Origin of the sequence: Nonomuraea spiralis (assembly GCF_014648435.1) — a bacterium.
GTDB lineage: Bacteria > Actinomycetota > Actinomycetes > Streptosporangiales > Streptosporangiaceae > Nonomuraea > Nonomuraea spiralis.
Genome location: NZ_BMRC01000050.1, coordinates 19,139 through 42,950, shown reverse-complemented (window position 1 = coordinate 42,950; position 23,812 = coordinate 19,139). Strand labels below are relative to the sequence as shown.

The 23,812-nt window shown below is 70.5% G+C and carries 23 protein-coding genes; 12 read left to right on the top strand and 11 right to left on the bottom strand.

Translation table 11 applies throughout. The features are described 5' to 3' along the window. Nucleotides 1–194: 194 nt before the first annotated feature. Complete coding sequence (locus IEZ27_RS50920) at nucleotides 195–1,181, bottom strand: restriction endonuclease (protein WP_189653879.1); 987 nt, start codon at nucleotides 1,179–1,181, stop codon at nucleotides 195–197. Between the two features lie 82 nt (nucleotides 1,182–1,263). Then, nucleotides 1,264–1,551, bottom strand: coding sequence for a hypothetical protein (locus tag IEZ27_RS50915; protein ID WP_229825087.1), 288 nt, complete (start codon nucleotides 1,549–1,551; stop codon nucleotides 1,264–1,266). A 337-nt stretch (nucleotides 1,552–1,888) separates the two neighbouring features. Between IEZ27_RS50915 and IEZ27_RS50910 the strand changes: the two genes are divergently transcribed. From IEZ27_RS50910 to IEZ27_RS50900, 3 genes are all read left to right on the top strand, one after another. After that, a complete protein-coding gene (locus tag IEZ27_RS50910) occupies nucleotides 1,889–2,071 on the top strand; it encodes a hypothetical protein (RefSeq protein ID WP_189653878.1) in 183 nt (60 codons plus the stop codon). Between the two features lie 65 nt (nucleotides 2,072–2,136). Then, on the top strand, nucleotides 2,137–2,676 hold the full coding sequence (locus tag IEZ27_RS50905) for an RICIN domain-containing protein (RefSeq protein ID WP_189653877.1): 540 nt from the start codon (nucleotides 2,137–2,139) through the stop codon (nucleotides 2,674–2,676). Nucleotides 2,677–3,609: 933 nt separating this feature from the next. Beyond that, the gene (locus IEZ27_RS50900; protein ID WP_189653876.1) at nucleotides 3,610–4,353 is read left to right on the top strand and encodes an SDR family NAD(P)-dependent oxidoreductase; all 744 of its coding nucleotides are present in this window, start codon (nucleotides 3,610–3,612) and stop codon (nucleotides 4,351–4,353) included. A gap of 352 nt (nucleotides 4,354–4,705) precedes the next feature. On the opposite strand, the gene IEZ27_RS55205 is transcribed toward IEZ27_RS50900, so the two are convergent. The 3 genes from IEZ27_RS55205 to IEZ27_RS50885 form a co-directional block, all read right to left on the bottom strand. Continuing rightward, on the bottom strand, nucleotides 4,706–4,996 hold the full coding sequence (locus IEZ27_RS55205; RefSeq protein WP_189653875.1) for a transposase: 291 nt from the start codon (nucleotides 4,994–4,996) through the stop codon (nucleotides 4,706–4,708). A 268-nt stretch (nucleotides 4,997–5,264) separates the two neighbouring features. Further along, nucleotides 5,265–5,423: a hypothetical protein gene (locus tag IEZ27_RS50890; RefSeq protein ID WP_189653874.1), complete on the bottom strand. Its 159-nt coding sequence runs from the start codon at nucleotides 5,421–5,423 to the stop codon at nucleotides 5,265–5,267. A 16-nt stretch (nucleotides 5,424–5,439) separates the two neighbouring features. Continuing rightward, the gene (locus tag IEZ27_RS50885; RefSeq protein ID WP_189653873.1) at nucleotides 5,440–6,012 is read right to left on the bottom strand and encodes a dihydrofolate reductase family protein; all 573 of its coding nucleotides are present in this window, start codon (nucleotides 6,010–6,012) and stop codon (nucleotides 5,440–5,442) included. Between the two features lie 70 nt (nucleotides 6,013–6,082). On the opposite strand from IEZ27_RS50885, the gene IEZ27_RS50880 reads away from it, so the two are divergent. After that, nucleotides 6,083–6,655, top strand: a complete 573-nt coding sequence (locus tag IEZ27_RS50880) for a TetR/AcrR family transcriptional regulator (protein ID WP_189653872.1) — start codon at nucleotides 6,083–6,085, stop codon at nucleotides 6,653–6,655. A 215-nt stretch (nucleotides 6,656–6,870) separates the two neighbouring features. Here the strand turns inward: IEZ27_RS50880 and IEZ27_RS50875 are convergent, their stop codons facing one another. Further along, nucleotides 6,871–7,194, bottom strand: a complete 324-nt coding sequence (locus IEZ27_RS50875; protein WP_189653871.1) for a hypothetical protein — start codon at nucleotides 7,192–7,194, stop codon at nucleotides 6,871–6,873. Nucleotides 7,195–7,573: 379 nt separating this feature from the next. Here IEZ27_RS50875 and IEZ27_RS50870 point away from each other — a divergent pair, with 379 nt between their 5' ends. The 3 genes from IEZ27_RS50870 to IEZ27_RS50860 all read left to right on the top strand — a co-directional run bounded on the left by IEZ27_RS50870 (nucleotide 7,574) and on the right by IEZ27_RS50860 (nucleotide 9,986). Next, nucleotides 7,574–7,753 (top strand): hypothetical protein, encoded by a 180-nt coding sequence (locus tag IEZ27_RS50870; protein ID WP_189653870.1) that lies wholly within the window; start codon nucleotides 7,574–7,576, stop codon nucleotides 7,751–7,753. A gap of 203 nt (nucleotides 7,754–7,956) precedes the next feature. Then, on the top strand, nucleotides 7,957–9,063 hold the full coding sequence (locus IEZ27_RS50865; protein ID WP_189653869.1) for a cytochrome P450: 1,107 nt from the start codon (nucleotides 7,957–7,959) through the stop codon (nucleotides 9,061–9,063). Beyond that, nucleotides 9,051–9,986: a LuxR C-terminal-related transcriptional regulator gene (locus IEZ27_RS50860; RefSeq protein ID WP_189653868.1), complete on the top strand. Its 936-nt coding sequence runs from the start codon at nucleotides 9,051–9,053 to the stop codon at nucleotides 9,984–9,986. Before IEZ27_RS50865 ends, IEZ27_RS50860 begins: the two co-directional genes overlap by 13 nt. Here the strand turns inward: IEZ27_RS50860 and IEZ27_RS50855 are convergent. Genes IEZ27_RS50855 through IEZ27_RS50840 form a run of 4 tightly spaced genes read right to left on the bottom strand, consistent with a single transcriptional unit; the run spans nucleotide 9,972 to nucleotide 16,538 of the window. Beyond that, on the bottom strand, nucleotides 9,972–10,712 hold the full coding sequence (locus tag IEZ27_RS50855) for a thiopeptide-type bacteriocin biosynthesis protein (protein WP_189653867.1): 741 nt from the start codon (nucleotides 10,710–10,712) through the stop codon (nucleotides 9,972–9,974). The genes IEZ27_RS50860 and IEZ27_RS50855 overlap by 15 nt on opposite strands. Further along, nucleotides 10,709–12,970 (bottom strand): lantibiotic dehydratase, encoded by a 2,262-nt coding sequence (locus IEZ27_RS50850; protein ID WP_189653866.1) that lies wholly within the window; start codon nucleotides 12,968–12,970, stop codon nucleotides 10,709–10,711. Before IEZ27_RS50850 ends, IEZ27_RS50855 begins: the two co-directional genes overlap by 4 nt. Continuing rightward, on the bottom strand, nucleotides 12,967–14,289 hold the full coding sequence (locus IEZ27_RS50845) for a SagB/ThcOx family dehydrogenase (RefSeq protein WP_189653865.1): 1,323 nt from the start codon (nucleotides 14,287–14,289) through the stop codon (nucleotides 12,967–12,969). The genes IEZ27_RS50850 and IEZ27_RS50845 overlap by 4 nt, the downstream gene beginning before the upstream one ends. Before the next feature lie 11 nt (nucleotides 14,290–14,300). Beyond that, nucleotides 14,301–16,538, bottom strand: a complete 2,238-nt coding sequence (locus IEZ27_RS50840; RefSeq protein WP_229825085.1) for a TOMM precursor leader peptide-binding protein — start codon at nucleotides 16,536–16,538, stop codon at nucleotides 14,301–14,303. A gap of 544 nt (nucleotides 16,539–17,082) precedes the next feature. Here IEZ27_RS50840 and IEZ27_RS50835 point away from each other — a divergent pair. Then, nucleotides 17,083–18,894, top strand: a complete 1,812-nt coding sequence (locus tag IEZ27_RS50835; RefSeq protein ID WP_189653864.1) for a BTAD domain-containing putative transcriptional regulator — start codon at nucleotides 17,083–17,085, stop codon at nucleotides 18,892–18,894. Here IEZ27_RS50835 and IEZ27_RS50830 read toward each other — a convergent pair. Continuing rightward, nucleotides 18,884–19,702 (bottom strand): DUF4344 domain-containing metallopeptidase, encoded by an 819-nt coding sequence (locus tag IEZ27_RS50830; protein WP_189653863.1) that lies wholly within the window; start codon nucleotides 19,700–19,702, stop codon nucleotides 18,884–18,886. The genes IEZ27_RS50835 and IEZ27_RS50830 overlap by 11 nt on opposite strands. Before the next feature lie 281 nt (nucleotides 19,703–19,983). Between IEZ27_RS50830 and IEZ27_RS50825 the strand changes: the two genes are divergently transcribed. From IEZ27_RS50825 to IEZ27_RS50810, 4 genes are all read left to right on the top strand, one after another. Continuing rightward, on the top strand, nucleotides 19,984–20,355 hold the full coding sequence (locus IEZ27_RS50825) for a hypothetical protein (protein ID WP_189653862.1): 372 nt from the start codon (nucleotides 19,984–19,986) through the stop codon (nucleotides 20,353–20,355). A gap of 102 nt (nucleotides 20,356–20,457) precedes the next feature. Continuing rightward, the gene (locus IEZ27_RS50820; protein WP_189653861.1) at nucleotides 20,458–20,817 is read left to right on the top strand and encodes a hypothetical protein; all 360 of its coding nucleotides are present in this window, start codon (nucleotides 20,458–20,460) and stop codon (nucleotides 20,815–20,817) included. A gap of 312 nt (nucleotides 20,818–21,129) precedes the next feature. Beyond that, nucleotides 21,130–21,987, top strand: a complete 858-nt coding sequence (locus tag IEZ27_RS50815) for a hypothetical protein (RefSeq protein ID WP_189653860.1) — start codon at nucleotides 21,130–21,132, stop codon at nucleotides 21,985–21,987. Nucleotides 21,988–21,989: 2 nt separating this feature from the next. After that, on the top strand, nucleotides 21,990–23,807 hold the full coding sequence (locus IEZ27_RS50810) for a CASTOR/POLLUX-related putative ion channel (RefSeq protein WP_308427373.1): 1,818 nt from the start codon (nucleotides 21,990–21,992) through the stop codon (nucleotides 23,805–23,807). The last annotated feature ends 5 nt before the right edge of the window (nucleotides 23,808–23,812 follow it).

Sequence of the window (23,812 nt, the reverse complement as noted above, 5' to 3'; positions counted from 1 at the left end):
CGGGCTGCTCGCCGACGGGCTGGTCTACATCGACCCCGAACAGCAGGCCCCCGACAACTGGCGCTGGAAGCTGTCTGAGCGCGGCCTGAAGGTCGTCAGTGGCGGCCCGTGGGAGCTGGTGAGTCGAGACCAGCCTCGGGGAACAATGCGCGTCCTGGCCGACCCGGGCTGGGTGAAGGGCCGCAGCAGGCGAATCAGGTCCTTTCGTTCACTTCTGGGTCGGCTGGAGAGGTGTGCGGGCGCAAGGTCTGGGTCGAACGATCAGCAATCCAGTCGCTGACCTGACCATCAGCGTCAGTGACCCGGACCGACATGCGCTCTCCTGCAGGGGAATCGGAGAAAATCACCAAGGCGCGGTTATCGCCAACATGTCCCGCGCCGACAGCGTAGGCCGTCCCTTGGAGCTCCGCCGCCGCCAGCAGCACCGGCCGCGCCTCGACCCGTGCGCCGAGTACGGCGTCGAAGTCGGTCAAGCGTAGTAATTGCCCGTCCCGGGTGCCGATGAACACCTCGATTGGATCGCCGCCCTCGTCACGGCGAAGCACGAAATCGGACACCTGTACGCGCAACTCCACGGATTGGCCGGGAGCCTGAGCCACCACTTCCCGCAGGTCCGCGCCATCCAGAAAGATCCCCACCAACTCGGCGACACTGCACAGCGCGATGCCCTCAGCGTCGAAGACCGCAGCGCCCGCAGGCAAGGGAATGGTCTGACTGTCCCCATTCCGGCTGACCTGGCCGGAGACGGAGATCAGACGTTCTCGAATCAGGTCGCGAAATTCTAGGTGCGGCTGCCCCAGCCGACCGAGAGGCCCGTCCGCGGGGATCGGCCTTTCCGGCGTCACCAGCTCAATGCCGTAGTAACGGGCTTTGGCGACCGCGCCCGCAGTGAAACCGCTGGAAGAGACCATCACCATCTGATCCAGCTCCAAGTCCGCCTGCTTGGTGACCACCTGCTCGACCCAGGTAATGTCCGGCTTCTGGGCGTGGTCACGGCACTCGACCCCGATCCGCACCTGCCTGCCATCACGAGCACGGCTGGTGATGAGGACGTCGACTTCACGCAGGCCCGCCCCTGTGCGGTCGGGCAGCATCGCTGACTCGGTGACCACGGCGTCGGCATCGACATGTGATCGGATGAAGTAGACGACCGCCTGAAAGTCATTCGACCGTGCGGGCATGCGAACACGGTAGCGGTGGAGGCCGACGGTTTCTGGTCGCCACGGTGCGCGCAGTCGCGAGGGGCGAGAATGACCGCCGCGATCAGTGCCGGCGGCGGGGTGGAGCAAGGTGCTCGGTGACCTTGGCGATGGCTTCGGCTCCGGGTTTGACGTAGCGCATGGCGGTGCGGGGGTTCTTGTGCCGGGTCTTGCCCATGATGAGCTGCAGCGGGATCTCGGCGTCGCCGAGGTGGGAGGCGGCGCTGTGGCGTTGCTGGTGCAGGTCGAGTCCGGCGTGCTTGTCCGGCAGGACGCGGGCGCGGTCGTAGCCGAGGCGGGCGCGGCTGGTGTGCAGGCAGATGTCAAGGCCCGGTGCTCGGGTCCGTGTCACCAGGGGCAAGGTAGAGCGTTGCCGCAGGCCACACAGGGTGATGGTCGCGGTGCCCGACTGTGGGTTTCGGTCCGGACGTTCGGGGATGAGTCCGACGCCCGCCGCCCCGATAACGGCGGCGGGCGCGTTTCCGCAGGTCGCGTTGCTCGCTAACGGGTCTTATGTCAACCCGCCCGGGAGCTCCCGGTTACTCACAGCTACTTTGCGTCTGGTGACACGGACCCGAGCGCCCGGCCCCCGAGCGTCGCATCGCAGCCACCGCCGGCACCGTCGCTGAGGACTACCGACAGCTCGGCGCCGAGATCCTGCAGCTCCTGGCCGCCGCAGAGCAGCAGTCATGAACCAGCCCAACATCGACACCCTCGGCAGCCTCGGCAACGTCTTCGGAGCCAGCGCCGCCGGCGGACTCGGCGGCCTCCCGCCCACCCGTCAACAGCCGGGTAAGGACACCAGTACACCCGCCGCCGACCCCACCCCCTCAATGCCTTACAGCAACATTCCACTTACAAAAAGTGACTGACCCCTTGGGCGATGAGACCATCGCGTTGACGTTCCGTAGTCGCTCAGTTACACAAGGAGGATGTGTTGTTGACGACACACCGAAGCCGCACCGCGCGCGGCCTCATCAGGACCGCCCTGGCCGCAGCCCTGCTGCTCTGCTCCTGGGCGATGAGCGGCCTGACCGCCGCAGCCACCGCCAACAGCGCCCAAGCCGCGGCCTTGGTACCGGGCATCTACCAGATCATCAATGTGGCCTCGCACAGCACGCTGCGGGCCTACAACGCAGGTGAAGCGGCCTTCGTCTCCAGTACCCGGGAGTACCCAGGCCCGTTCGCGCACTGGAAAATCACCCGCAGCGGAGACGGATACACGATCCAGAACGTCGGCATCAACGGCTACGCCGCAGTGCGGTGGACAGAGGAGGGGGCATCGGTCATCACCAACAACGACGCCATGGTCTGGACCATCGCGCCGGCCGGCGGCTACACCTGGGTCATCCAGGCTCCCTACCGTGACCTGCTCTGGAACGTCGAGCCTCCGGTGATCCCGCGGGGCGACGTGAAACTGCGCCCTGCAGATGGATCCGTCACCCAGCTCTGGCGCTTCGAGTACGTGTCTGAATGAACCATCCACGCACCCTGCCCTGACCACCCGGGACATGCGCTCCCCAGCGGGGAGCCCCGCGCGTAACTCCCTCCCGAAAGTCCCCGAAACTCTCCCCGCGTACGCGCGCGTGGACCTGTCGGGAAAGTCCGGAAACCTCGGTCCTGATGGGGAGAGCCGCGCACGGAGAGAGCCCCCGGCCCCCTCGCAGTTCAAGGGGGGCCGGGGGCTCTCGGCGGTGCAGGTGGTTGGATGCTGGAGGCGTCCGGGGCCGGTAAGGACGGTCCCGGACGCTCTACTTCGTCAGGTCCCGGGGCAGGTGCGCGTGCCGGTGGTCGACGTCGACCGCCTGGCCGTGCTCGCGCAGGCGGGCGGCCAGAGATGACGGCCTGCCCCACCTCCAGGACCTCGCGGTACTTCTCCCCGCCCTGGCGCAGTGCCCGGGCACACAGAGAGCCCCCTGTCCCTCACAGTTGCCTGGGGCCGGATGGCCGGCCCCAGACAATCGGCCCGGCCGAGCTGGCTACGCCCCGGCACCTGGTCGACGAAGGCGTGAGCGTTACCGAGGCCGCCCGCACGTTGCAGATCGGCCGATCCACCGCTTTACCACGCCCTCCGGCGCGGTGTCGCCTGACGCTGTCTTCCGTCGCGCGAAGGCGAACCGGACGGCGCCTGGGCTCGCTGGACGCGAGGGACTCGACCGGTAAGACTGGGCCGCCACCGGGTACAACGCGCTCAGCCGACCTTGCCGCCATTGGCCGTACGGTTGCTGCTCAGCCCCGGAGTCTTCCTGTCGCGGCCGATGCCCCAGTCGACCTCGGTTGCGGCAGGGCCCGGTGCCGCTGCCCCCTTTCCTGGAATTCTCTTCGGCGCGGATGTCGAGACTGACACTGTTGTTACGACTCCGCTGTGAAGCGCTCCCATCAGGGGAGCGGCCGATGGCAAGGAGTTGACATGGGAACGTTGGAGAAGAAGAAGGCACTGGTGACCGGCGGGTCGCGGGGGATTGGGCGAGCGATCGTGGTGAGGCTGGCTCGTGAGGGCGCGACAGTGATGTTCAGCTTCAACCGGGACCAGGCGGCGGCTGAGGACGTGGTGGCTGAAGTGGCGGCTTTTGGCGGGCAGGCGATCGCGGTACGAGCGGACCAGGGGCGCCTGGAGGACCTGAAGCACCTCTTCGGTGAGGTCGACCGGAGCCTGACCGGTTTGGACGTGGTGGTCAACAACGCGGCGATCAATCCGATGGGGAACATCTGCGACGCCACCGAGAGCGACTTCGACGAGGTGATGGCCGTCAACACCAAGGGGCCGTTCTTCGTTATCCAAGCCGCCGCCGAAAGGCTCGGCGAGGGTGGGCGGATCATCAACATCTCCTCTTCCGGTGCGGTGCCGGGTCTGGCCTTGTACTTCGCCAGCAAGGCGGCGCTGGAGTCGATCACCGCGGTCGCCGCCCGCGAGTTCGGCCCCAGGGGCATCACGGTCAACAGCGTGACGCCCGGTGCCACCGACACAGATACGATGCGCGCCGCAGCCGGGGAGAATCTGGAGCAGGCCATCGCGCATGTTGTGGGCCTGACGCCACTGCAACGGCTGGGACGCCCGGAGGACATCGCCAACGTCGTTGCCTTCTTGGCCGGGCCCGACTCGCAGTGGATCACAGGTCAGAACCTGCGTGTCTCCGGTGGCCTGATGATCTGACCGGCGGTCGGCGGCGAGCCGGACGCATCACGGGGCCACTGCGCCTTGAACAAGCCCGGCCGGTATCGGCTCCGAATCTGCCTGGTCAGTACACGTAGAAGGCCGCTGAAACCCTTGCTGGCGGAGGGGTATCTCGGAGCTGGGATGCCCCTCGCCGCTACGCCCATGCACCGGCAGAGGTGATCACCCAAGTGCCGTTCATACGGGTCAGTCCGAGGTTGATCAGGGTGCGGAGGTTGAGGGCGGCGGCGCGGGTGTGGAGCCAGGCGTCGTTCTTGATGGCACCGATGTAGCGCAGCCTACGGCTACCGCGCGCCACGATCCAGGCGACGCCGCGTTCGACCGGTGGTCTTCAGCGGCGGTAGTCGGCTCGCCAGGTCGCATCGGTGGCGGCCCGGCGGCGGGCGTCGGCCATCAGGTCGTGATGCGGGCGGATGGTCAGGGTGCGCCAGGCCTTGGCCGTGGTGCACCGCTCGCGCAACGGGCAGCGGGTGCACCTGCCGCCGAACAGCGCTTCGCGCTGGTCCGGATGATGTAACCGGATACATACCGGAGTCGCGCAACATCCTGGCGAGAGGTTCTCCTGGTCGGCGCGCCGCCATGATCGCTCATGTACGCGATAATGGGCAATTATCCCGTACATGAGCAGGTGGACTGCGCTCGCACGTCTTTGCGCGGACAGGGTCGATCCGTGCCTGCGGTGCCCTCCAGTGTCTGGCTGCGCTGATCACCCAGCCCCTCACCCTGCACACAGACACACCAAGATCGGCGGCGCCCCGGTCAGGTCCAGGCGGGTGGCTTCAGCTCTGCGCTCGGGCGGATGAGCGGAGAGCGGCGGCGTCGCGTGAGGCCATCGCATCGAGGAGGTAGGTGCCGCGCTGGTGGAGCAGGCGTACGGAGCGCCAGCTCGTTCAGTACCCGCTGCGGCGAGGGGCGGCGGTCGGGCGGCGGGAGAGATTGGTCCGGCCGGTGGGCTTGAGGTCGCGCGCCGGTTGGTCGTGCCGGTGCGGCGATCGGGCCTGATGCTCGGCCTTGGCCTGGGTGATCGTGGCGGGGAATTTGATATGCATGCTTCCTCCTTGGGTGCTAAGCCCTGGTGAGCCAGGTGACCTGGGCGCCGTTGTCGAAGGTCTCGCGCCGGGTGGGGGCGAACGGGGTGGGGCGGAACTGCCCGGAGAACATGGGGATGCCTGCGCCCGCCACCACGGGGTAGCTCTTGAGGATGATCTCGTCGATCTCCGGGAGCAGGGTGGCGGCGAGCTTGCCGCCACCGCACAGGTAGATGTCCATGCCGGTGTCCTCGGCTTTCAGCCGCCGGATGAGCTCGATCGGGTCGCCCGTCTCCACCTGCACGGTGGGGTCGTCGATCGTCAGCGTGCTGGAGACGACGTACTGGCGCAAATGGGCGTACGGGCTGGTGATGGGAGTGCCCAGGACCGGCTCGTAGGTGCCGCGGCCCATCACCAGGGTGTCGAAGACCTTGTTGGGCACGCCCTCGAGGCCGACAAGCTTGCGGATGTGGGTGGGGACCGTATCGGGGTAACGGTCATTCATCCAGGCGGCCATCTGGTCCGACACGGGGTAGAAGTCGAACTCGGCGTTGGGGCCCGCGATGTAGCCGTCGAGCGAGACGCCGACGTAGTAGACAAGCTTTCGCATTTGATAACTCCCGATGTAGTACTCTGTTTGGAGTGGTCAAAACGTAGTACTACAGACGGAGTGGTGTCAAGTGCGGAGAAATCCCGAGCGGCGGCAGGCGCTGATCGACGCGGCCATCGAGGTGCTGGCCAGGGAAGGAGCACGGGGGCTGACCTTCCGGGCCGTCGACACGGAGGCGACGGTGCCCCCGGGCACGGCCTCCAACTACTTCGCCAACCGCGACGACCTGTTCACCCAGGTCGGCGGGCGGATCTATGAGCGGTTGCTACCCGACGAGGCCACGATCGCCCGCGGCCGGGAGGGCGTGCAGGACGAAACCCGTTACGCCGAGCTCATGCACGAGCTGGTGGATCGGGTCTCCGCCTTCAGCTCCGGCTACCTGGCCCTGCTCGAGCTCCGGCTTGAGTCCACTCGCCGCCCTGAGCTGCGCGCCGTGCTGACCAAGCGCATCCGCGAGGACATCGACGCCAACATCGGTTACCACGCCGCCTCGGGTCTGCCCGGCGACTCGACCGCGGTGGTGCTCCTCTATCTCACTCTGAACTGGCTCATCGTGGAGCGGCTGACACTGCCCGACATCTTCACCGAGCAGGAGATCCACGAGCTAGTGGACGCCGCCGTGCAAAGATCGCTGAATGTCTGACTGCTGAGGCCGCCCGGCGAATCGCGGTTCCCGGGATCGAGGAACGCGGGGACAGCCATGAGCGGTACGGGCTGTTCGAGCAGGTCAGGACGGTACACGGCCAACAGGGTCGACCTCCCGACGGATGCAGTCGGTCGTCGACCGGCGAGAGCATCAGCGGCGCCAGGGCCGGGGACGCTGAGCGTTCTTCGCACCGTTGACACCCCGGTGACCGGCTATGGGGCGTTCGTGCCGTCGCGCGCCTCGATGGCCGCGGCCATGAAGTCCTGGAAACGCGCGAACTGCTGCTGATCCATCTTCAGCTGCACCCCGTTGACGATCCGGTCCTTGTACCGGGTGCCGATCGTGACCTTGAAGCCGTCACCGTGTGGTTTCGCGTCCACTCCGAGGAACGCCACGTGGTAACGCCTGGCCTCCGCCAGGCAATGGAAGATTTCGAAGGTCCTGCCGTCTTGCACCAGGATGTACTCGCCGATCGCGAACTCCGCTGCCATGACTTCCCATTCATGTCGCTTGATGTGTCTGGGGTCAGGGGTCATCCCAGGGCACTGTCGCCAATCTACGAGCCCCCACCCGTCCTCTGAGGGGCGGGCAGGGGCTTCTTCACGTACGGCTACCTCACGCGCGCTTCCACCGCCATTGGTGGTTGCTGTACTCGCTGCACTTGTACCTGCGGTTCGTACCCTTGGCATACCCGTTCTTGTTGCGTGCCGCCTTGGGGCAGTAAGCGCCGGGCGTGACACAGGCCCAGTGCGTCCCGACCTGCCTGTAACAGGACGTAGCGGCGTTGACGTGCACGGCTGCCGAGGCGGGCACGGCGGCCACCGCAGGGCTGACCAGAGCAGAGCCGACAAGGGCAGCGGACACGAGCAGGCGTCTGAGCACAAAGACTCCTAGGCGAGGAGCGCGCCCACGAGCATGCCCGGCGCCTACGCCCTGCTGACCAGGACCTACAACGGGATCACGCTGTGCGCGACGTTCAACAGGCGCGAGGAGTCAGGCTCCCCCGACTTCGACGCCTTCCTCGACGAGCTCTACGAGGCTGCTCAGACGATCAGGTCCTGGCCCGCCGGCGACCTGTCCGGGCAGTACTTCTGACCCGGGAAGGCCGGCACCGGCGAGGCCGCTGAGGTTCGTCCGTCAACCCCGTGTCAACCGGCTGTCGATCATCGGGTTCTTGGATCGGGTGATCGTAACGACCTGGGGGATGACTCGTGCAAGAACCACCGCGGCTTCCGTTTCCCGGACTCCATCCGTTCGAACTGGCCGCCGGATACCTGGAAGGTCCGGCCGTCCGCAGGGTGACGACCCAGGCAGGGGACCCTGCCTGGCTGGTGACGGGCTACGCCGAGGTTCGCGACCTGCTGTCGGACCGGCGGCTGGGCAGGTCGCACCCGTGCCCCGAACGTGCCGCCCGCCTGTCCGGCTCGATCAGGCTGGGCGGCCCGGCGGGCGGCCACGCGAGCGAGCGGGCGGATCACGCCGCCATGCGGCGGCTGCTCAATCCGGCCTTCTCCGCCAGGAGGACGGCCGCCCTCCGCGGATTCGTCCGGCACACCGCTGAGGAGGTACTGGACGGCCTGGCCGCCCACGGTCCACCGGCGGACCTGCGGGTCTGCTTCTCCCGTCCGCTGGCCGGGCGGGTCATCTGCGAGCTGCTCGGCGTGCCGTACGCCGACCGTGACGACTTCGCCGCCTGGGCCGACGAGGCGAGCCTGCTGAGCGAGCCGGAGCGGAGCTGGGCGGCCTGGGGCAGGCTCGTCGCGTACGTGGAGGAGCTGCTCCGCGGCAAGCGCCGCCGGCCGGCACGGGACCTGCTGAGCGATCTGGCCGTCGCCGAGAGCCCGTTCTCCGTCGCCGAGCTCGCCCGCCTCGGCGCGGCGGTGCTCTTCGGCGGGTACGCCACCACGGCCCTGCGCGTCGACTTCGTGACGGCCTTCCTGCTGGCCTGCCCCGACCAGCGGGCGCTGGTCCAGCGAAGTCCGGATCTCGTCGGGGCCGCGGTAGAGGAGGGGCTGCGGCTGGCGTCCGCCAACACCCACGGGATACCTCGCTACGCGCACGCCGACCTCAGGATCGGCGGGGTGACGATCAGGGAGGGGGACGCGATCCTGCTCAACGTGCCGGCGGCCAACCGCGATCCCGGCGTCTTCCCCGACGCGGGCCGTTTCGTGGTCACGCGAAGCTCTCCGGCCGCGCATCTCGCCTTCGGCCGCGGGCCGCGCCACTGCGTGGGCGCCGGGCTGGCCAGGGTGGAGCTCGCCGAGGCGGTGAGCGCGATCCTGCGCCGCCTGCCCGGCCTCCGGCTGGCCGTTCCGGTGGCCGAGCTCCGCCAGGTGGCGGGCACCACGACCGAGGACTTCGAGCAGCTGCCCGTGATGTGGGACGAGCACCGATGTCCGAGCTGAGCGACGAGGCCGTGCAGATCTATCTGCACGTGGTCCGGCACGGCGGGACCACCCTGGCCGAACTGCGGGAGGGCCTCCGGCTCCGGGAGCCCCCCGCGCGGGCCACCACCTGGCTCACCGGCATGGGCCTGTTGCGTGCGGACGCCGGAGGCCGCCTGCACGCGATCGGGCCGGCCCTGGTGGCGGCCGGAACCCTGCAGGAGGAGGCCCGGCTCCGCCTCGAACAGCTGCGGCTGGAACGTACCCGCAGCGTGCTGGCCGAGTTCGGGCCGCTGTACGTGCAGGCGCTCGACGGCTGGCGGGAGCGGGCCGTCACCGCCGTCCCCATGGCCGAGGCGGAGGCGCTGCTCGACAGCGAGCTGTCCGCCTGCGCCGAGGAGGTGGCCGTGGCGCAGCCGGGGGAGGAACCGGTCGCCCCCGGGCTGCGCCGCGCGCTGGAGCGCGGCGTCGCGGTCCGGCTGCTGTGCCCGCACGCGCACCGGCGCATCGCGAGGTCGCGGCAGGACGTGCTCGACCTGTCCGGGATGGGCGCGCAGGTGCGCAGCGTCGCCGAGGTGCCCGCGCGCGTCTTCGTCCTGGACGCCAGGGTCGCGCTCGTCCCGGCGTCCGGCGAGCCGGCGACGATGCTGGTGGTCCGGGAGCCGACGCTGGTGGCATTCGTGCACCGGGTCTTCGAGTCGTACTGGACGTCGGGGGAGCAGTTCGCCGCGGAGTACAGCGCGCCGGTGCTGGACGACCTGCGGTCGACCATCCTGGCCATGCTCGCGGAGGGCGCCAAGGACGAGTTCATCGCCCGCGCGATCGGGCTGTCGGTCAGGTCGTGCCGCCGGCACATCGCCGAGATCATGAAGACGCTGGGCGCACAGAGCCGGTTCCAGGCCGGATACCTGGCCAAGGAGCTGGCTCCGTCAGCCGAGGAGTAACTGCTCGGCGATCAGCGCCTCCTCCAGCACGTTCAGGCCGAGCCGGTTGTTCGTGGTGTGGACGAAGTGGAACAGCAGGTGCGGGGCCGTCCGAGGCCCCTCGGCCAGGGCCCGTTCCAGGTGGTGCCCGTACAGGTCGGACGCGGGGCCGCTCAGGGGGGCCGGCTGCACCGGGCGGCGGCCGGCGAGCAGGCGGATCCTGGTCCGCCGCTCCCGGTCGTGGCCGGTCCAGTACCACGCCATGTGGTACAGGAAGGATCTGCGGCCCGCCGGCGGCAGCAGCTCGACCGCCGTCCGCGTGACGGTCAGCGCGGTGGCCAGTCGCCCTTCCCGCCGGCCGGGCCCGGCCAGGGACAGGGCGAGCTCGCTGGAGGCCTGGAAGACCCGTTCGGCGCTCGCCACGCCGGCGACGCCGCCGTACCTGGCCAGCTCGGGCTCGTAGAGGGACAGTGCCGCACCGCGCCAGGACCCGGTCAGGCGGTTCGGCCAGGCGTCCCGGGCCTCGAACACCTGCCGGGCGAGCCGCCGTACCTCGCGGACGCGCTCCGGCGTCGCCGCCAGGCGCAGCCGGACGTGCGGGCCCCACCGGTCGGTGAACCGGAGGAAGAACCAGCGCTCGATCCCTTCGGCCGCCTCGATCAGCCGGCTCAGCGGGTGCTCAACCACGTCCTGGAGGTGGTCCGCCGACTGGACGACCAGCCGGTAGTAGAGCCAGTCCCGCCTCATGCGCCGCCGTCCAGCCGGACGAGGGCGACGAACTCGGCGGCCCGGGCGCGGCCGGAGCCGTCGCGCACCCAGTGCTGCTCACGGGTGGGCAGAGCCTCGGTCAGTTCGATCTCCCCGCCGGTCAGCTCATGGTCGAGCAGCGCCACGGTGTGCGGCGCGTGGAAGTCCACCCAGAACGGTTTGCGCCCGCCGCGTCGTACGAACACCTGGCGCGGGACGGCGTGAGCGGCCCGCCAGACGGCGAGGTCCGCCAGGTGCCGGGCCCACGAGCCGGTACGCCGCGGGACGGCGGCGGCGGGCAGGCGCCACCGCGCCCGGCTCATCACCACCCTGCCCTCCCGCACCCTGGCGCCCGGCGTTCCCGAGGTCTGCGGGGACGTCGGGATCCAGGGGTGCGTCAGCGTGGCCAGCAGCCGCACCGGCCCGTGGAGCAGGGGCAGCGGCACGGCGCCCAGATAGACGAAGGCGGCATGGGCGCCCGCCGGGTCACGGACCTGCAGCGTGCCGGTCCGGCGGTCGTGGGTCACTGCGAAACCGCGCAGGTCGCGGCCTTGCGCAGGGCCGAGATCAGCAGGCCAGGCGACGCGCTCGAAGAGCCGGGCGGCCGGCATCTGCACGGCGGCGAAGTCGGCTCCGGCGAGCAGCTCGTACACCGTGCTGCCCGGATGCAGCGAGGAGATCCAGGCCCGCAGCGTGTCCGCCGTGCCGTGGGCGCCGTCCCATCGCGCGGCCTGCCCGCCCGGCTCGACGCAGACCTGGTTGACCACCAGGGTGTAGTCGCCCCGGTCGAGGGCCGCGCGGCCGTCCGCGGCGAGCTGGTAGAACACCGTGGCGGCGGGGCGGCCCAGCGTGCCGCCGGGCCGCGGCGGGTGCGCCGGGGCGGGGGCGGGGGTCCACGGGTAGGTGTAGAGGAACTCCAGCAGGTCGTCGCAGCGTCCGCCGGGGCCGTACCGGGCGACGAAGTGCCGGACCAGGCCGTCGTACAGGCGCGTCCGGCCGAGCCCGGCCCGGATCCGCGCCGCCACGACGGCCAGATCCTCGCTCACCTGTGGGGGGAGGGCGGGCAGCGGCACGTCGTCGGCGGGCAGGGTCTCGTGGAACAGGGGCGCGTTCCGGAGCCAGGCGGGCGGGGAGGTCTCCAGGCGTTCGAAGGCGTCGGCGGCGGCCTGCCGCGCCCGGGCGTCGAGCCGTACCCGTTCGGCGGCGTCGGCGGCCGGCATCCGCTGTTCGGCCCGCCTCAACTCGGCGAGGGCGCCGGACACGGGTCCGGCGGGCACGCGGTCGGCGATCCGGGCCAGACAGTCGCGTTCGCCGGACCGCCACGGGACGTCGGGGAGGAGGAGCCCCATCTCCACCCATCTGCCGGCCAGCTCCGCCCCGGCCCCGGGCCAGGCGTCGAGAGGCCGGGCGGTGTCCGGGCCGTCAGGGGTGAGGTGTCCGGGCACGTAGAGGGAGGTGTCCGTCACCTCGTCCCAGCGGTGCGGCAGGAGCCCGGCGGGCACGTCGTAGCAGGGCAGCATCGCGTACCAGGTTCCCGCGACGTCGCGCAGGCTCGGGTTGACCCGGGACGGGAACCGCGACGACAGGCTCGGGTGCTGCGCGCAGGCCCGGACGAGGGCGACCGCCAGATGAAGGGGAGAGCTCACCGCCGCGGCCGAGGGGACGGTACGGCCCAGCGCCCCGAACGGGCTCGGCTTCAGCGCCGCCCTGGTGGCGTACGACACGGCGGTCCTGCACGTCCTGCTGTCCGGCGGGCTCGTCCGGGCGGAATCGGGGCCGAGCAGGACGCGCGTGAAGGCGGGGCTCGCCAGCGCGAGCGTGCTCATGATGTCGGGCCGGGTCAGCAGGCCGAACACCTGGCGGCCGGCCGCCGCGACGTGCGAGTCCGCCGCCCGGTCCGTCTCGGCCAGGCGTTCGCGCAGCGCGGTGACCGAGCGGAGCCAGGAGCCGACGAGATCGCGAAGCTCGCGATCGAGGTGCCGTTCCACCGCGTCGGCGGCGGCGCGCGTGCGGTCGGTGCAGCGGCCGTTGTGGGCGTCACGCCGCAGCCTGAGCGCCTCCCGCCGCTCCTCCTCCGCCAGGCGGGGGACGACGTCGTGCAGGGCGTCGGCGACCCGGCGGCCGAGCTCCGCGGAGCGGCCGCGCTCTGTGGCGGCCCGCTCCAGCAGGCCGCCGAGCCCGGGGGCGACCAGGACGTCGAGATCCCGCACCGGAAGGCCGGCCACCCTCATCAGCACCACGGCCACGACCGGCGTCATGAGGGACGGCTCCCCAGCATGAACTCGCCCACGGCCGACTCCTCAAGAGGGTCGAGGCCGAGCACCCGGGCCGACAGGTCGGAGTCGCCCGACCCGAGCGCGCACGGCGCGAGCCCCATGGCGGTCGCCACCAGGTACATCGTCTGGTAGAGCACCCCGACGTTCTTGAGCGTGGCCGCGTACGCCAGGCCCCGGTACTTCCAGGACAGGCGCTGGAAACGCGAGGTGATCACGAACATGACGTCGGGGGAGCGGGCCAGCCCGGCGGCCGAGCGGGCGTCGCCCAGTATCCTCGCCAGGTCGGCGGGGCCGGCTTCGACGCCGGTCAGCCGGTGACCCAGCGGGTCGTAGTGGTAGATCCCGGGGGCCAGGCCGTCGCACCTCTCGACGAGCGGGTAGAGCTCCAGGTCGTAGCAGGCGCCGCCGGACGGGTAGGGCCGCGAGCTGGCCTGGTAGGGCAGCCCCTCGGCCGCCGAGAGCGAACGCACCCGCGCCACCCGGTACAGGAACTCCGCCACCTGGTCCGCCCGCAGCGGCCGCTGTCCGTACTCGCGGATCGAGTGCCGCTGCTCCAGTACGTCGGTGAAAGCCGGGTCGCGCTCGGAGACGGCGTCCAGGTCGGGTGCGGGGAGTTCGACGACCGGCCCCGCGGGCGGCCCTTTCACGGCGGGCCGCGGCGGGATCTCCCCCCTGAACGGGTACGTGGCGCCGAACGGCTCGCCGTGCCGTCCCAGCCTGCTGCGCGAGTGGAAGAGCAGGTCGTGGAACTCCCACTGGCGCAGGACGTCCGGCTCGCGGAATCCGCTGCCGGTGTCGAGCTCCAGCAGCCCGGCGGCGTGCAGGAAGGCGTCGCTCAGCCCGGACGCCGCCCGCCCGGCCGACAGACCCGCCATGAACCGCCAGCCCTCGTCCGAGTGCCAGCGCAGGCGGACCATCGACAGCGGCGACTCCAGGACGAGCTCTCCCTGGTGCAGGCGGGACATCGCGAACCGGGAGAGCCGGACCCGCGTTCCGGCGGCGAGGGGCGCCGGCGCGAACGTCGCGGTGCGCGTCAGCCGTTCGACGCTCAGCACGGGACGCTCCTGCGCGTCGACGAGGAAGCTGGTGACCAGCGGCGACAGCCGGGCGCACAGCCGGTCGAGCTCCGGGTCGCAGGCGACGCGCTCGCCGACGAGGCGGTGGAGCGCGGCCCGCAGCGCAGGCGGCACACCACGGAGGCGGAAGGCCGCCATGGCGTGCCGTACCTGCGTGACCGGGCCTTCCGGCAGCACCTGCACGCCGTCCCTGAAGGCGAGGCGCGGTGACAGCTCCGGGTTCATCTCACCACTCCTCAGACGAAGACGCCGATGGGGTTCAGTTGATCCTCGGTGCGCGGCTCCGGCAGCCAGCCCAGCTGCACGGGCACGTCGTAGAGGCGTCCGGGCGCGTAGCGGGGCCAGAAATGCCGCATCCCGGGCACGATGACCTTCACCACGGGCAGCCCGGTGTCCGGCCGGGTCTGGTCGAGCACCAGCATCTCCATCCCCTTGCCCTCCACGATCCGCTGCGCCTCCAGCAGGTCGTCGCGGAGGTTGGGACGGAAGACGCAGGGATGGTCGGCGGCCGTCCGCGCGGGCAGGCTCGCGTGGGGCAGCAGGTAGGGCTGGTTCGCGACGGTCGCCGTACGCCACCACCGCACCTGGTACGGATCGTCGTAGGCGTAGGAACCCGTGCCGTCGGCCCGCATGGGCAGCACCGCGGGCAGGAACTGGTTCATCTCGGTCATGGCCCGCGAAATTGCGATGCGCATGTCGAAATGCGCGCCGAACGCGACGAGAATGTCCTCCGCCGGTTTGTCATATCGCCGGGAAACGGCCGCGGCGACCGGGACGCCAAGATCGGTGGTGAGGTCGAGAATCCACGTCTCGCGATTCATCCGGTGGTACTCGTGCTGCCATCGGGTGAAATAGTCGTCGCCGAATCCGGCCAGCTCCACGCCCGGCCGGGAAATTCGGTTGTACCACCAGATGGCGACGCTGTCGCGCTCGACGAGTTCCAGGAATCCCTGCAGCGCGGCGTCCTCCGTGCTCGATCCCGCGGCGGCGCCGTTGGAGTCGGCCTTCACCAGGCCGCCGCCGTCGGGATATTGGTAGTACAGCGAGCCGGTCGGCAGATATTTGTGACGCTGTTCAGTCAGCGACCACACCGGGCTCCATTCCATCCTGGCGTTCTCGTCGAACGCCTCGGGCACCCAATGGAATGGGCATTCCCCGGCGTTCCAGGAATCGCGTTCGCCGATCTGCCGGTCGCTGTAGCGGCAGACGGCATTGGGGTGGACGGCCCGATCCCCGAGCGAGCGCAACGAGCCGGTGAGGCGGGGCTCGTCACCCTGGAAGACCCCCGAGTAGCGTTCGATGGCTTCGGCCAGTGCGCCGGCCTTGGCCTGCACGTCGCTGCGGCCCTTGCCGCCGCTGCTCATGCGCAGGCCGGTGCGCAGCCCGTCCAGGTCGCGCGCGCGGGCGGCGAAGTTGTGCCCGGCGGTGTAGGTGTGCAGCAGGTCCGTGTCGTTCTCCTGCTTCACCAGGCGGGGCACGAGGCCGGTGACCGGGCTGACCAGATGCTGGTGGTCGGCGAGGAACCGCTCGGGATCCCGGGCCCGGTGCCCTCCGTCCGACGTGGCCGCCTTGACGCGGTCGGTGAACCGCACGGCATCGGGGACGCGCTCGGGCCTGGTGTCGGCGGTGCCGCATTCGGGGCACTGCGGTCTCGCCTGCACCGCGTGCCGCTCCGGCGTCAACGTGAGGGTGTCGAGCGTGATCACGGCGTCTTCCTCCGTACGCGCGCCGGCCAGCCACTTCTGCGCCTCCAGCGCGGCCAGCCGGACCGCGACGGCCACGCCGGCGGGGACGTCCGTGACCGCCAGCGGCAACTCGGGCAGGCCGCCGGCCCGTCGGACGAAGGAGGCGACCGGGTGGTGGCCGCGCAGGCGGTGCTCCAGGCAGGCCCAGCACGCGGACCGTCCGGGCCGGAACAGCGGGCCGATCCAGATCGTCGTGCCCGTCGGCTTGGCCAGCAGCCACGGGCGGCCCTCGCGCAGGCAGGCCCGGTTGATGCCGGCCAGCTCGGAGTGCAGGTAGTGGTCGGTCAGCACGACGGTGAGCCCGGCCTCGGCGCCGCCCAGGCGCAGGCCCGCCTCGTCGGCCGCGCCGGTGAACCACTCGCGCCGGGTGCCGCCCAGCGCCAGCAGCCGCACACTCCCGGCGCGCACCGACTCGCAGGCCGCGTCGCCGTTCAGCCCGGCACGCTCCCAGTAACCCGCCGCCCGCCGATCGGTGCCCGGATCCATCTCGACGACGTGCCCGGCCTCGGCCAGCAGCCCGAGCGCCCGCTCCACGGCGTCCGCCCCGTACGCCGCGGCCAGCTCGCCGACGACCTCGGCGCGGGTGCGGGATCCGTCCAGCAGAGGCGCCAGCTTCTCGATCAACGCGCCGCGCAGAAGGAGCTGACGGTGTTCGGACATGAGAAACACGCCGTGCTCCGGCACCACATGCGCCGCGGCGAACCTGGTGAATCCAATGGCGACCGGCAATTTCGCTCCTTCGGGGGAAAAGAGATTCGGCCCCCCGCGTGGGGGGCCGAATCGACTGTCGTTCAGATCAACAGCTGTTTACGTCGGCGGAAGGGTGAAGCACAGGACGGTGCTGGTACAGCCCCGTGCGATTCCTTCGACATCCGAGAGTTCCTCGATGGTGATGTCCATCGCGGCGATCCTGGTGTCTTCCATGTCCGTCCTTTCGATAATCAGTCGCAGCCCACGCAGAAAACGGAGCTGATTGACGACGGCGCCGTGTCGACGTCCTGGCTCAGGTCCTCGATCGTCAGTTCCGGGGCCGTGCCCATGGAGTGGTCCATGGTTTCCTCCTTTCGGTGATTCCGGGGAACGGGAGCCACTCTGCCCGGCATTCCAGGAATTCGCCATGAAAGCAGACGACAGGAACCTGCCACGGCAACAACCTGAGGCATGGGACGGCGATCGACGGGTCGTCGATGCTTCGTTTACGAAACGTCTACCGGCCGCCCGCACCATTGCCTGCGTTCAGATCGGAACCGTTGGGGGGTCAACGATGCGGTCGATGGGTTTCGGCGTGCTCGGAACTGTCGAGGTGTGGCGGGGGAACGAACGCCTGGAGGTGGGCACGCCACGCAACAGGGCGGTGCTCGCCCGGCTACTGCTGTCGCCCGGGAGGGTCATCCCGGTCGACCAGCTGCTGGACGACCTGTGGGAAGGGGCCCCGCCACCGCAGGCGCTGTCCTCGTTGCGGACGTTCGTCTGCCGGCTGCGTCGCGTGGTCGAGCCGCCCGCCCAGGAACCCGGCAGGCCGTCCGTGCTGATCACCGAGCCGCGCGGCTACGTCCTGCGCGTGGAGGAGGCGGCACTCGACTCGGCCCGGTTCGAGCGGCTGCTGCAGCAGGCCAGAGCGGCCGCCGAGCCACGTACCGCCCTCGACCTGGTCGACGAGGCACTCGGCCTGTGGCGGGGTCCGGCCTACGCCGAGTTCGCGCACACTTTGTGGGCGCGGGGAGAGGCGACCAGGCTGCAGGAGCTCCAGCTCGGGGCGACGGAACGCAGGCTCGACACCCTGCTCGCCCTGGGCCGGCACGCCGAGGCCGTGCCCGCGCTGGAGGCGCACGCGCGCGCCCAGCCCACCCGCGAGGAGGGCTGGCGGTTGCTCGCTCTGGGCCTCTACCGCTCCTCCAGGCAGGGCGACGCCCTTGCCGTACTGGCCGAGGCGCGTCGCTATCTGGCCGATGAGCTCGGCGTCGATCCGGGGCCTGAGCTGCGCAAACTTGAGGCTGACATCCTCGCGCAGACCTCCGAGCTCGACCTGCCGCCGGAGCCGGTGACGATCAGGAAGCCGGTCACCCGCCTGCGCTGCCTCGGCCGGGACGACCAGCTCGCCGCCGCCGGGGCGGCCATGGCCGCCGCCGAGTCCGGCACCGGCGGCAGCCTGCTGTTCGACGGCGTGCCGGGCGCCGGCAGGACCCAGCTCCTGAGGGGGGTGGAGGCCCTGGCCGACATGCGCGGATTCCAGGTGGCGCAGGCGCAGGCGCATCCGCTGGAGAGCGAGTACGACTACGGCGTGGCCCGGCAGATCTTCGAGCCCATCCTGTACGCGCTGCCGGCGCAGGAACGGCAGCGACTGCTCAGCGGGACGGTCGAGCCCGCGGCCGACATCGTCTGGCACAACCGGCCGTCGTCGGGTGGCCCCGGCGCGTTGCACGCGCTCTACCGGCTGGCCGTGCGGCTGGCGGAGCGGGTGCCGCTGCTGATCCTCATCGATGACCTTCAGTGGTGCGACCCCGGCTCGTTGCGCTGGCTGGCCTACCTGGCCAGGCGCATCGAACGGGTGCCGCTCCTGGTCGCCGCGAGCAGGGCGACCGGCGTCCCGGCCGGCGACGGTCAGCTGCTGGAGTCGCTCTGCTCGATCTTCGGCCTCGTGCGCCTGGACGGTCTGCCCCGCGAGGCGGCGGCGGCCCTGGCCGGCGAGCTGTTCGGCGCGGAGCCGGAGCCCGCGTTCGTCTCCTCGTGCCTGCGCGCGACGGGCGGCAACACGTTCCTGCTCACCGAGCACATGCGGGCGCGGGGGGCGGGGGAGCGGTCCACCTCCATCGAGCGGTGGGTGGCCGGCCAGCTCCGCCACGCGGGGCCCGGGGCCGCCGCGCTGGCCGAGGCGGTCGCGGCACTCGACGACGACGCGGAGTTCCACGCTGTGGCCGACCTGGCCGGTCTGCCGGACAGCCAGGCGGCCGCCGCCCTGTCGGCGCTGGTCGGCATGGGGATCCTGGGCGACGGGTCGCCGCTGCGGTTCACCCAGCCCGTCGTACGGCAGGCCGTGCTGGAAGGCGTGCGGGCCGGTGTCCCGCAGTTCGCCCTCAGTCCTTGATGTGCGGCTCCAGCAGCTTCGTCCAGGAGTTGGCGAGCTTCTCGTACTCGGCCGGGCACTTCGCGGCGCGGCCTTCCGGCAAGCCGTCCTCCCCGACCCAGTCGGCGTAGGCCTTGGGGTCGGAGCCGTAGATCCAGCACATGTAGTTGAAGGCCCGCTGCTCGTCCATCGAGTGCTCGTCGTAGAACGGGAGCGCGGCCCGGTCCTGGTCGCCGGCCGACGAGAAGTAGTAGTTGATCGTCTGGACGCTCGCAGAGTCGTCGTCGTTCTGGGACATCATGAACGCGGACAACTGGTCGGCCGCGTCGTCCTCCTTGCCGAGGGCGGGCAGGTCGTAGAGGTCGATCACGGCGTGGCCGAGCTCGTGGTACAGCGTGTCGACGAGGTTGGCCTGGCCGTGCTCGTCGTTCTCCTCCTCGGTCCCGGCCTTGTCGCGATACCGGCTGAAGCCGTCGGCCACGAGCTCGTAGCACATGGTGATCTTCTTCTCGTCCGGGCTGTAGTAGGCGTTCACCTCGCCGCACTGCTCACCGGCCAGGGTGACGTCGTACGGCAGGACGAGCATGCCGTTGAGGCTGGCGGCGAAGCCTTCGAGCACCTTGCCCGGCTTCAGCAGCCGCAGCCCCTCGGCGGCGAGGTCGGTGTCGGCCTCGCCGTACTCGGCGACGAACTTCCCCCCGGCGGCTTGGGTCGCCTTGGGGGCCTCCTCCTTGGCCGCCACCGGCTGCTCCGTGCCGCCGCAGGCGGACAGCATGGTGGTGAGGAGCAGCGCGCCGGCGCCCATCGTGAGCTGATTCCACTTCATCATGTCTCCAGGTCTGAGTTGACCCTCGGATCCTGCAGCCACGATCTTGGCGTCCGATGGACGGATGGTCTCCGCGGTCGGAGTGCGCCACCGGCGTTCCGTCAATGTGCCGTCGATCGGCCGTCGTCGGCGAGGAGGCGCCGCCGCGCTGCCGATCGCTCACCGGCAGGATCCTGAGCCGTCCCGGGATCGCCTGACCGGAGGGGTTCACCGGTTGATGACCGGCTGTCCATGGCCGCGGCGAAGGCTGTCGTGACCCATAACGACAGTACGGAGGAGAAGACATGTCCTGCCACAGACTCGCACTGAGCGTCGCCGCCCTGGCCTTCCTCGCCCTGGGTACGGCGGCCTGCGGCGGCGGGAGCGCCGCCGTGGCCGACACCAAGGGGTGCAAGGAACTGCGAGCCGTCATGACGACCACGCTGACCGAGTTGCAGAGCAAGGCCGGGGACCTTGAGGCGATGAAACAGCTCTACAGCGAGAGCGCGCGGAAGCTCAAGGAGCTGAACGTGGACGAGAAGGTCAAGGAGGCCCAGGACGCGGCCGTCTCCCTGTACGAGGAGCTGGCGGCGATCGGCGCGCCGGAGGAGGCGGACCAGTACACCGCCCAGGCCAGTGAGACCGTGTCGAAGCTCAACTCCGCCTGCGCCGCCTGACGGACGCCGGGCGCCGCCGTGGCCCGCTGCGCCTGCGGCGGGAGCCCCGCGTGGACGGACCGTCCATCAGCCGTCAAGGTGGGTCTCGCAGGATCTGGCGCCATGAAGATCGTGATGACCATCGCCCTGATGACCGCCGTGCCCTTCCTGACCGGTTGCGGCTCCACCTCCGCCGACGCCTGCGACGCGGCGGCGGCGGCCAGTGCGACCTGGGAGAAGGAACTCGGCTCCGCGCAGGGTGCGGAGGCGGTCAAGGGGGTCAACGCCGCGTACGAGGCGGTGCTGACCCAGCAGGCGGGCAAGGCGGACGGCGCGGTCAGGTCGGCCATGAACGACATGGCCGCCGCGCTCGACGCCGCCAACGCCGCCATCGACGCAGGTGACGAGGCGGGCATCGACGCCGCGCAGAAGGGCACGGACGCCAGGACGACGGCGCTGAACTCCGCCTGCCGGGCCGGCTGAGCCAGGCACGTCAGCACCTCCGGACACACGGCCGGCGGCAGATCGTATCTGCCGCCGGCCGTTCTCGTGTGTCCCGCAGGCACCTCCCCGTCCCGCCGGACGCGCACGGACCCGACTACGGCCACCCGCGTGGACGCCCGATGGACGAAGACGTATATCTCCCGTCAACCAGGTGTAGAGGTGCACGACCCATTCTCTCCTCTCATGACTTATCAGCCTTTTCCGCCAGAGCAGACCCTGGCTCCTCCGCTCCCGGCACCTCCCGCACCTCCCGCACCCCCCACACCCGAGCAGGCGACGGCCAAGGGCAGCGTGCTCGAGGTCTTCGAGAAGATCGGATCGGTCGCCGTGCCGGTCGCCGTGGGCATGTACGCCATGCTGTACCTGGGCCTGGCCCAGGTCTACGTGGTGTTCGGCATCACCCCCGAGCAGGCCGGCCTCGACCAGGCGACGATCTTCGGCCGGCTCATCGGCACGCTGATCGAGCTCTTCCTGGTGGCCCTGCCCGGAGTGGGGTTGCTCGTCGCGCTGGGCTGGCTGCTCAACCTGGCCACCCGCGGATCCATCGGCCGGCTGACGCGCCGGCTCCGGGAACAACCCTGGATCGCGGCCACGGCGGGCGCTCTGGTCTCGGTCGTCGCCTACTGGGCCTACTTCGGCACGCTGTGGGACCTGTCCGGCGGCCGGCTCCTGGTGGCCGTCGTACTCGTCGCGGTCCTCGGGCTGCTGGTGCCGTTCCGCCTGATGCGGACCCGCAACGCGGGCCGGGCCGGCATGAAGGTGCTCACCGGCGCGCTGTTCGGCATCGGGCTGGGGCTGATCCTGGTCGCCCAGATGGTCCACGGGGCCGTCGACATCGCCGCCAACGGCAACGGCAACGCCCTGCTGCAGACCGTCGGCTTCCAGAACCAGTGGGCCACCGTGGGCGACGGCGACGGCAAGCCGCTGAACAAGGACAACCCGGACGAGAGGTTCCTGCTCCTGGGCGAGAAGGAGGGCGCCTACGTGCTCTACGACTGCGGCAAGCAGGAGACCTTCCGCCGCTCCATCGAGGGCACCACGCTGGGAAAGATCGAGTTCGACCCGGACTTCGCCGACCCCGATACCGGCGAGGTCAAGGCCTGCGGCTACGCCCTGGAGGCGCAGGACCCCGCAACCGGGGAGCAGTAGCCGTGTCCCGTGAGCGACTGCGTTACTGGTTCGACAACACGATGTCCAAGGGCACGCCCGCCCTGATCGGCTGGCTGGCCGTGGCGTCGGCGGTGCTCGTCGGCGTCGTCACCGTGATCGCCGCGCCCATCGCGGGCGAGAACGGGCCCTGGTGGAACGTCGCCTGGATGAGCCTGCTGCGCACCCTCGATCCGGGCACCATGGGCGGCGACGAGGGCAGCCCGTTCTTCGTCTTCATGATGCTCTTCGTCACCATCGGCGGGATCTTCATCGTCAGCGCCCTGGTCGGCGTGCTCACCGCGGGCCTGGACGCGAAGCTGGAGAACCTGCGCAAGGGCCGGTCCCGCGTGGTCGAGAGCGGGCACAGCGTCGTCCTCGGCTGGTCGGAGGAGGTCTTCGCGATCGTCTCCGAGCTGGCCAAGGCCAAGGAGAGCGAGAAGCGCCCGGTCGTGGCCGTCCTGGCGGACCGGGACAAGGTCGAGATGGAGGAAGAGCTGCGCGACCGGCTCGGTGACGTGGGGCGTACCCGGATCGTGGCGCGCAGCGGCGATCCGGCGGAGCCCACGGCCCTGGAACTGGTGAGCCCGGACACGGCGCACTCGATCCTGGTGCTGCCCACCGACGACGCCGAGCTGATCAAGATCCTGCTCGCGCTGGGCAACCGCCCCTGGGCCGGCACGCGTCCGCCGACCGTGGCCGCCGTGACCGAGAGCGGCAACCTGCCCGCCGCCCGGCTGGCGGGCGGGGCGCACGTCGAGATCGTCGACTCCCAGGACCTCGGCGCCCGCCTGGTCGCGCAGTCCTGCCGTCAGCCAGGACTGTCCACCGTCTACAGCGACCTGCTGGACTTCGACGGCGAGGAGATCTACATCCAGGCCGAGCCCGCCCTCGTCGGCCGGATGTACGGCGAGGCGCTGTTCGCCTACGCCAGCGCCGTGCCGATCGGCCTGCGCCACGGCGACGGCTCCGTGGTGCTCAACCCGCCGAGCCAGAGCGTGATCCGGCACAGCGACCAGCTCATCCTCATCGCCCCCGACGACTCGGCCATCCGCCTGGCGGCGGCGCCGGCCGTGGTGCGTCAGGAGGCGATCGCCCGCCCCGGCGCCCCGCGGCGGGAGCCGACCAGGACGTTGATCATGGGTTCGAACCACCGGCGGTCCAGGATCCTGCGCGACCTGGCGCCCTACCTGCTGACCGGTTCCGAGATCCATCTCGCCGGGCCCGACCTGACCGACCAGCCGCTGCCACCCGGGGTGCTCGTCTCCGCCAAGGAAGCCGACGTCACCAGCCGCACCGCGCTGGAGTCGCTCGGCATCGGCGGCTACGACCATGCGATCGTGCTCTCCGACGGCGCCTACGACGCTCAGAAGGCCGACGCCAGGACCCTGGTGACCCTGCTGCACCTGCGGGACATGCGGACCGGCGTGGCGATCGTCAGCGAGATGAACGACGAGCGCAACAGGAAGCTCGCCGAGATCGCCGAGGCCGACGACTTCGTGGTCGGCGGCAAGCTGGTCAGCCTGCTGCTCACCCAGCTCGCCGAGAACCGGCACCTGGGCCAGGTCTTCGAGCAGCTCTTCTCCCACGAGGGCTCGGAGATCTACCTCAAGCCGGCGAGCGACTACATCGTCCCGGGCGCCACCGCCACGTTCGCCACCGTGATCGAGGCGGCCAGGCGCCGCGGCGAGAGCGCGATCGGCTACCGCCTGACGGCCGCCGCCGGTCAGGCACGTCAGCACGGAGTCACCCTCAACCCGGACAAATCGGCCCCGCTGACGTTCCGGCCGGGCGACAGAGTGATCGTCCTCTCCGAGGACTGACAGCG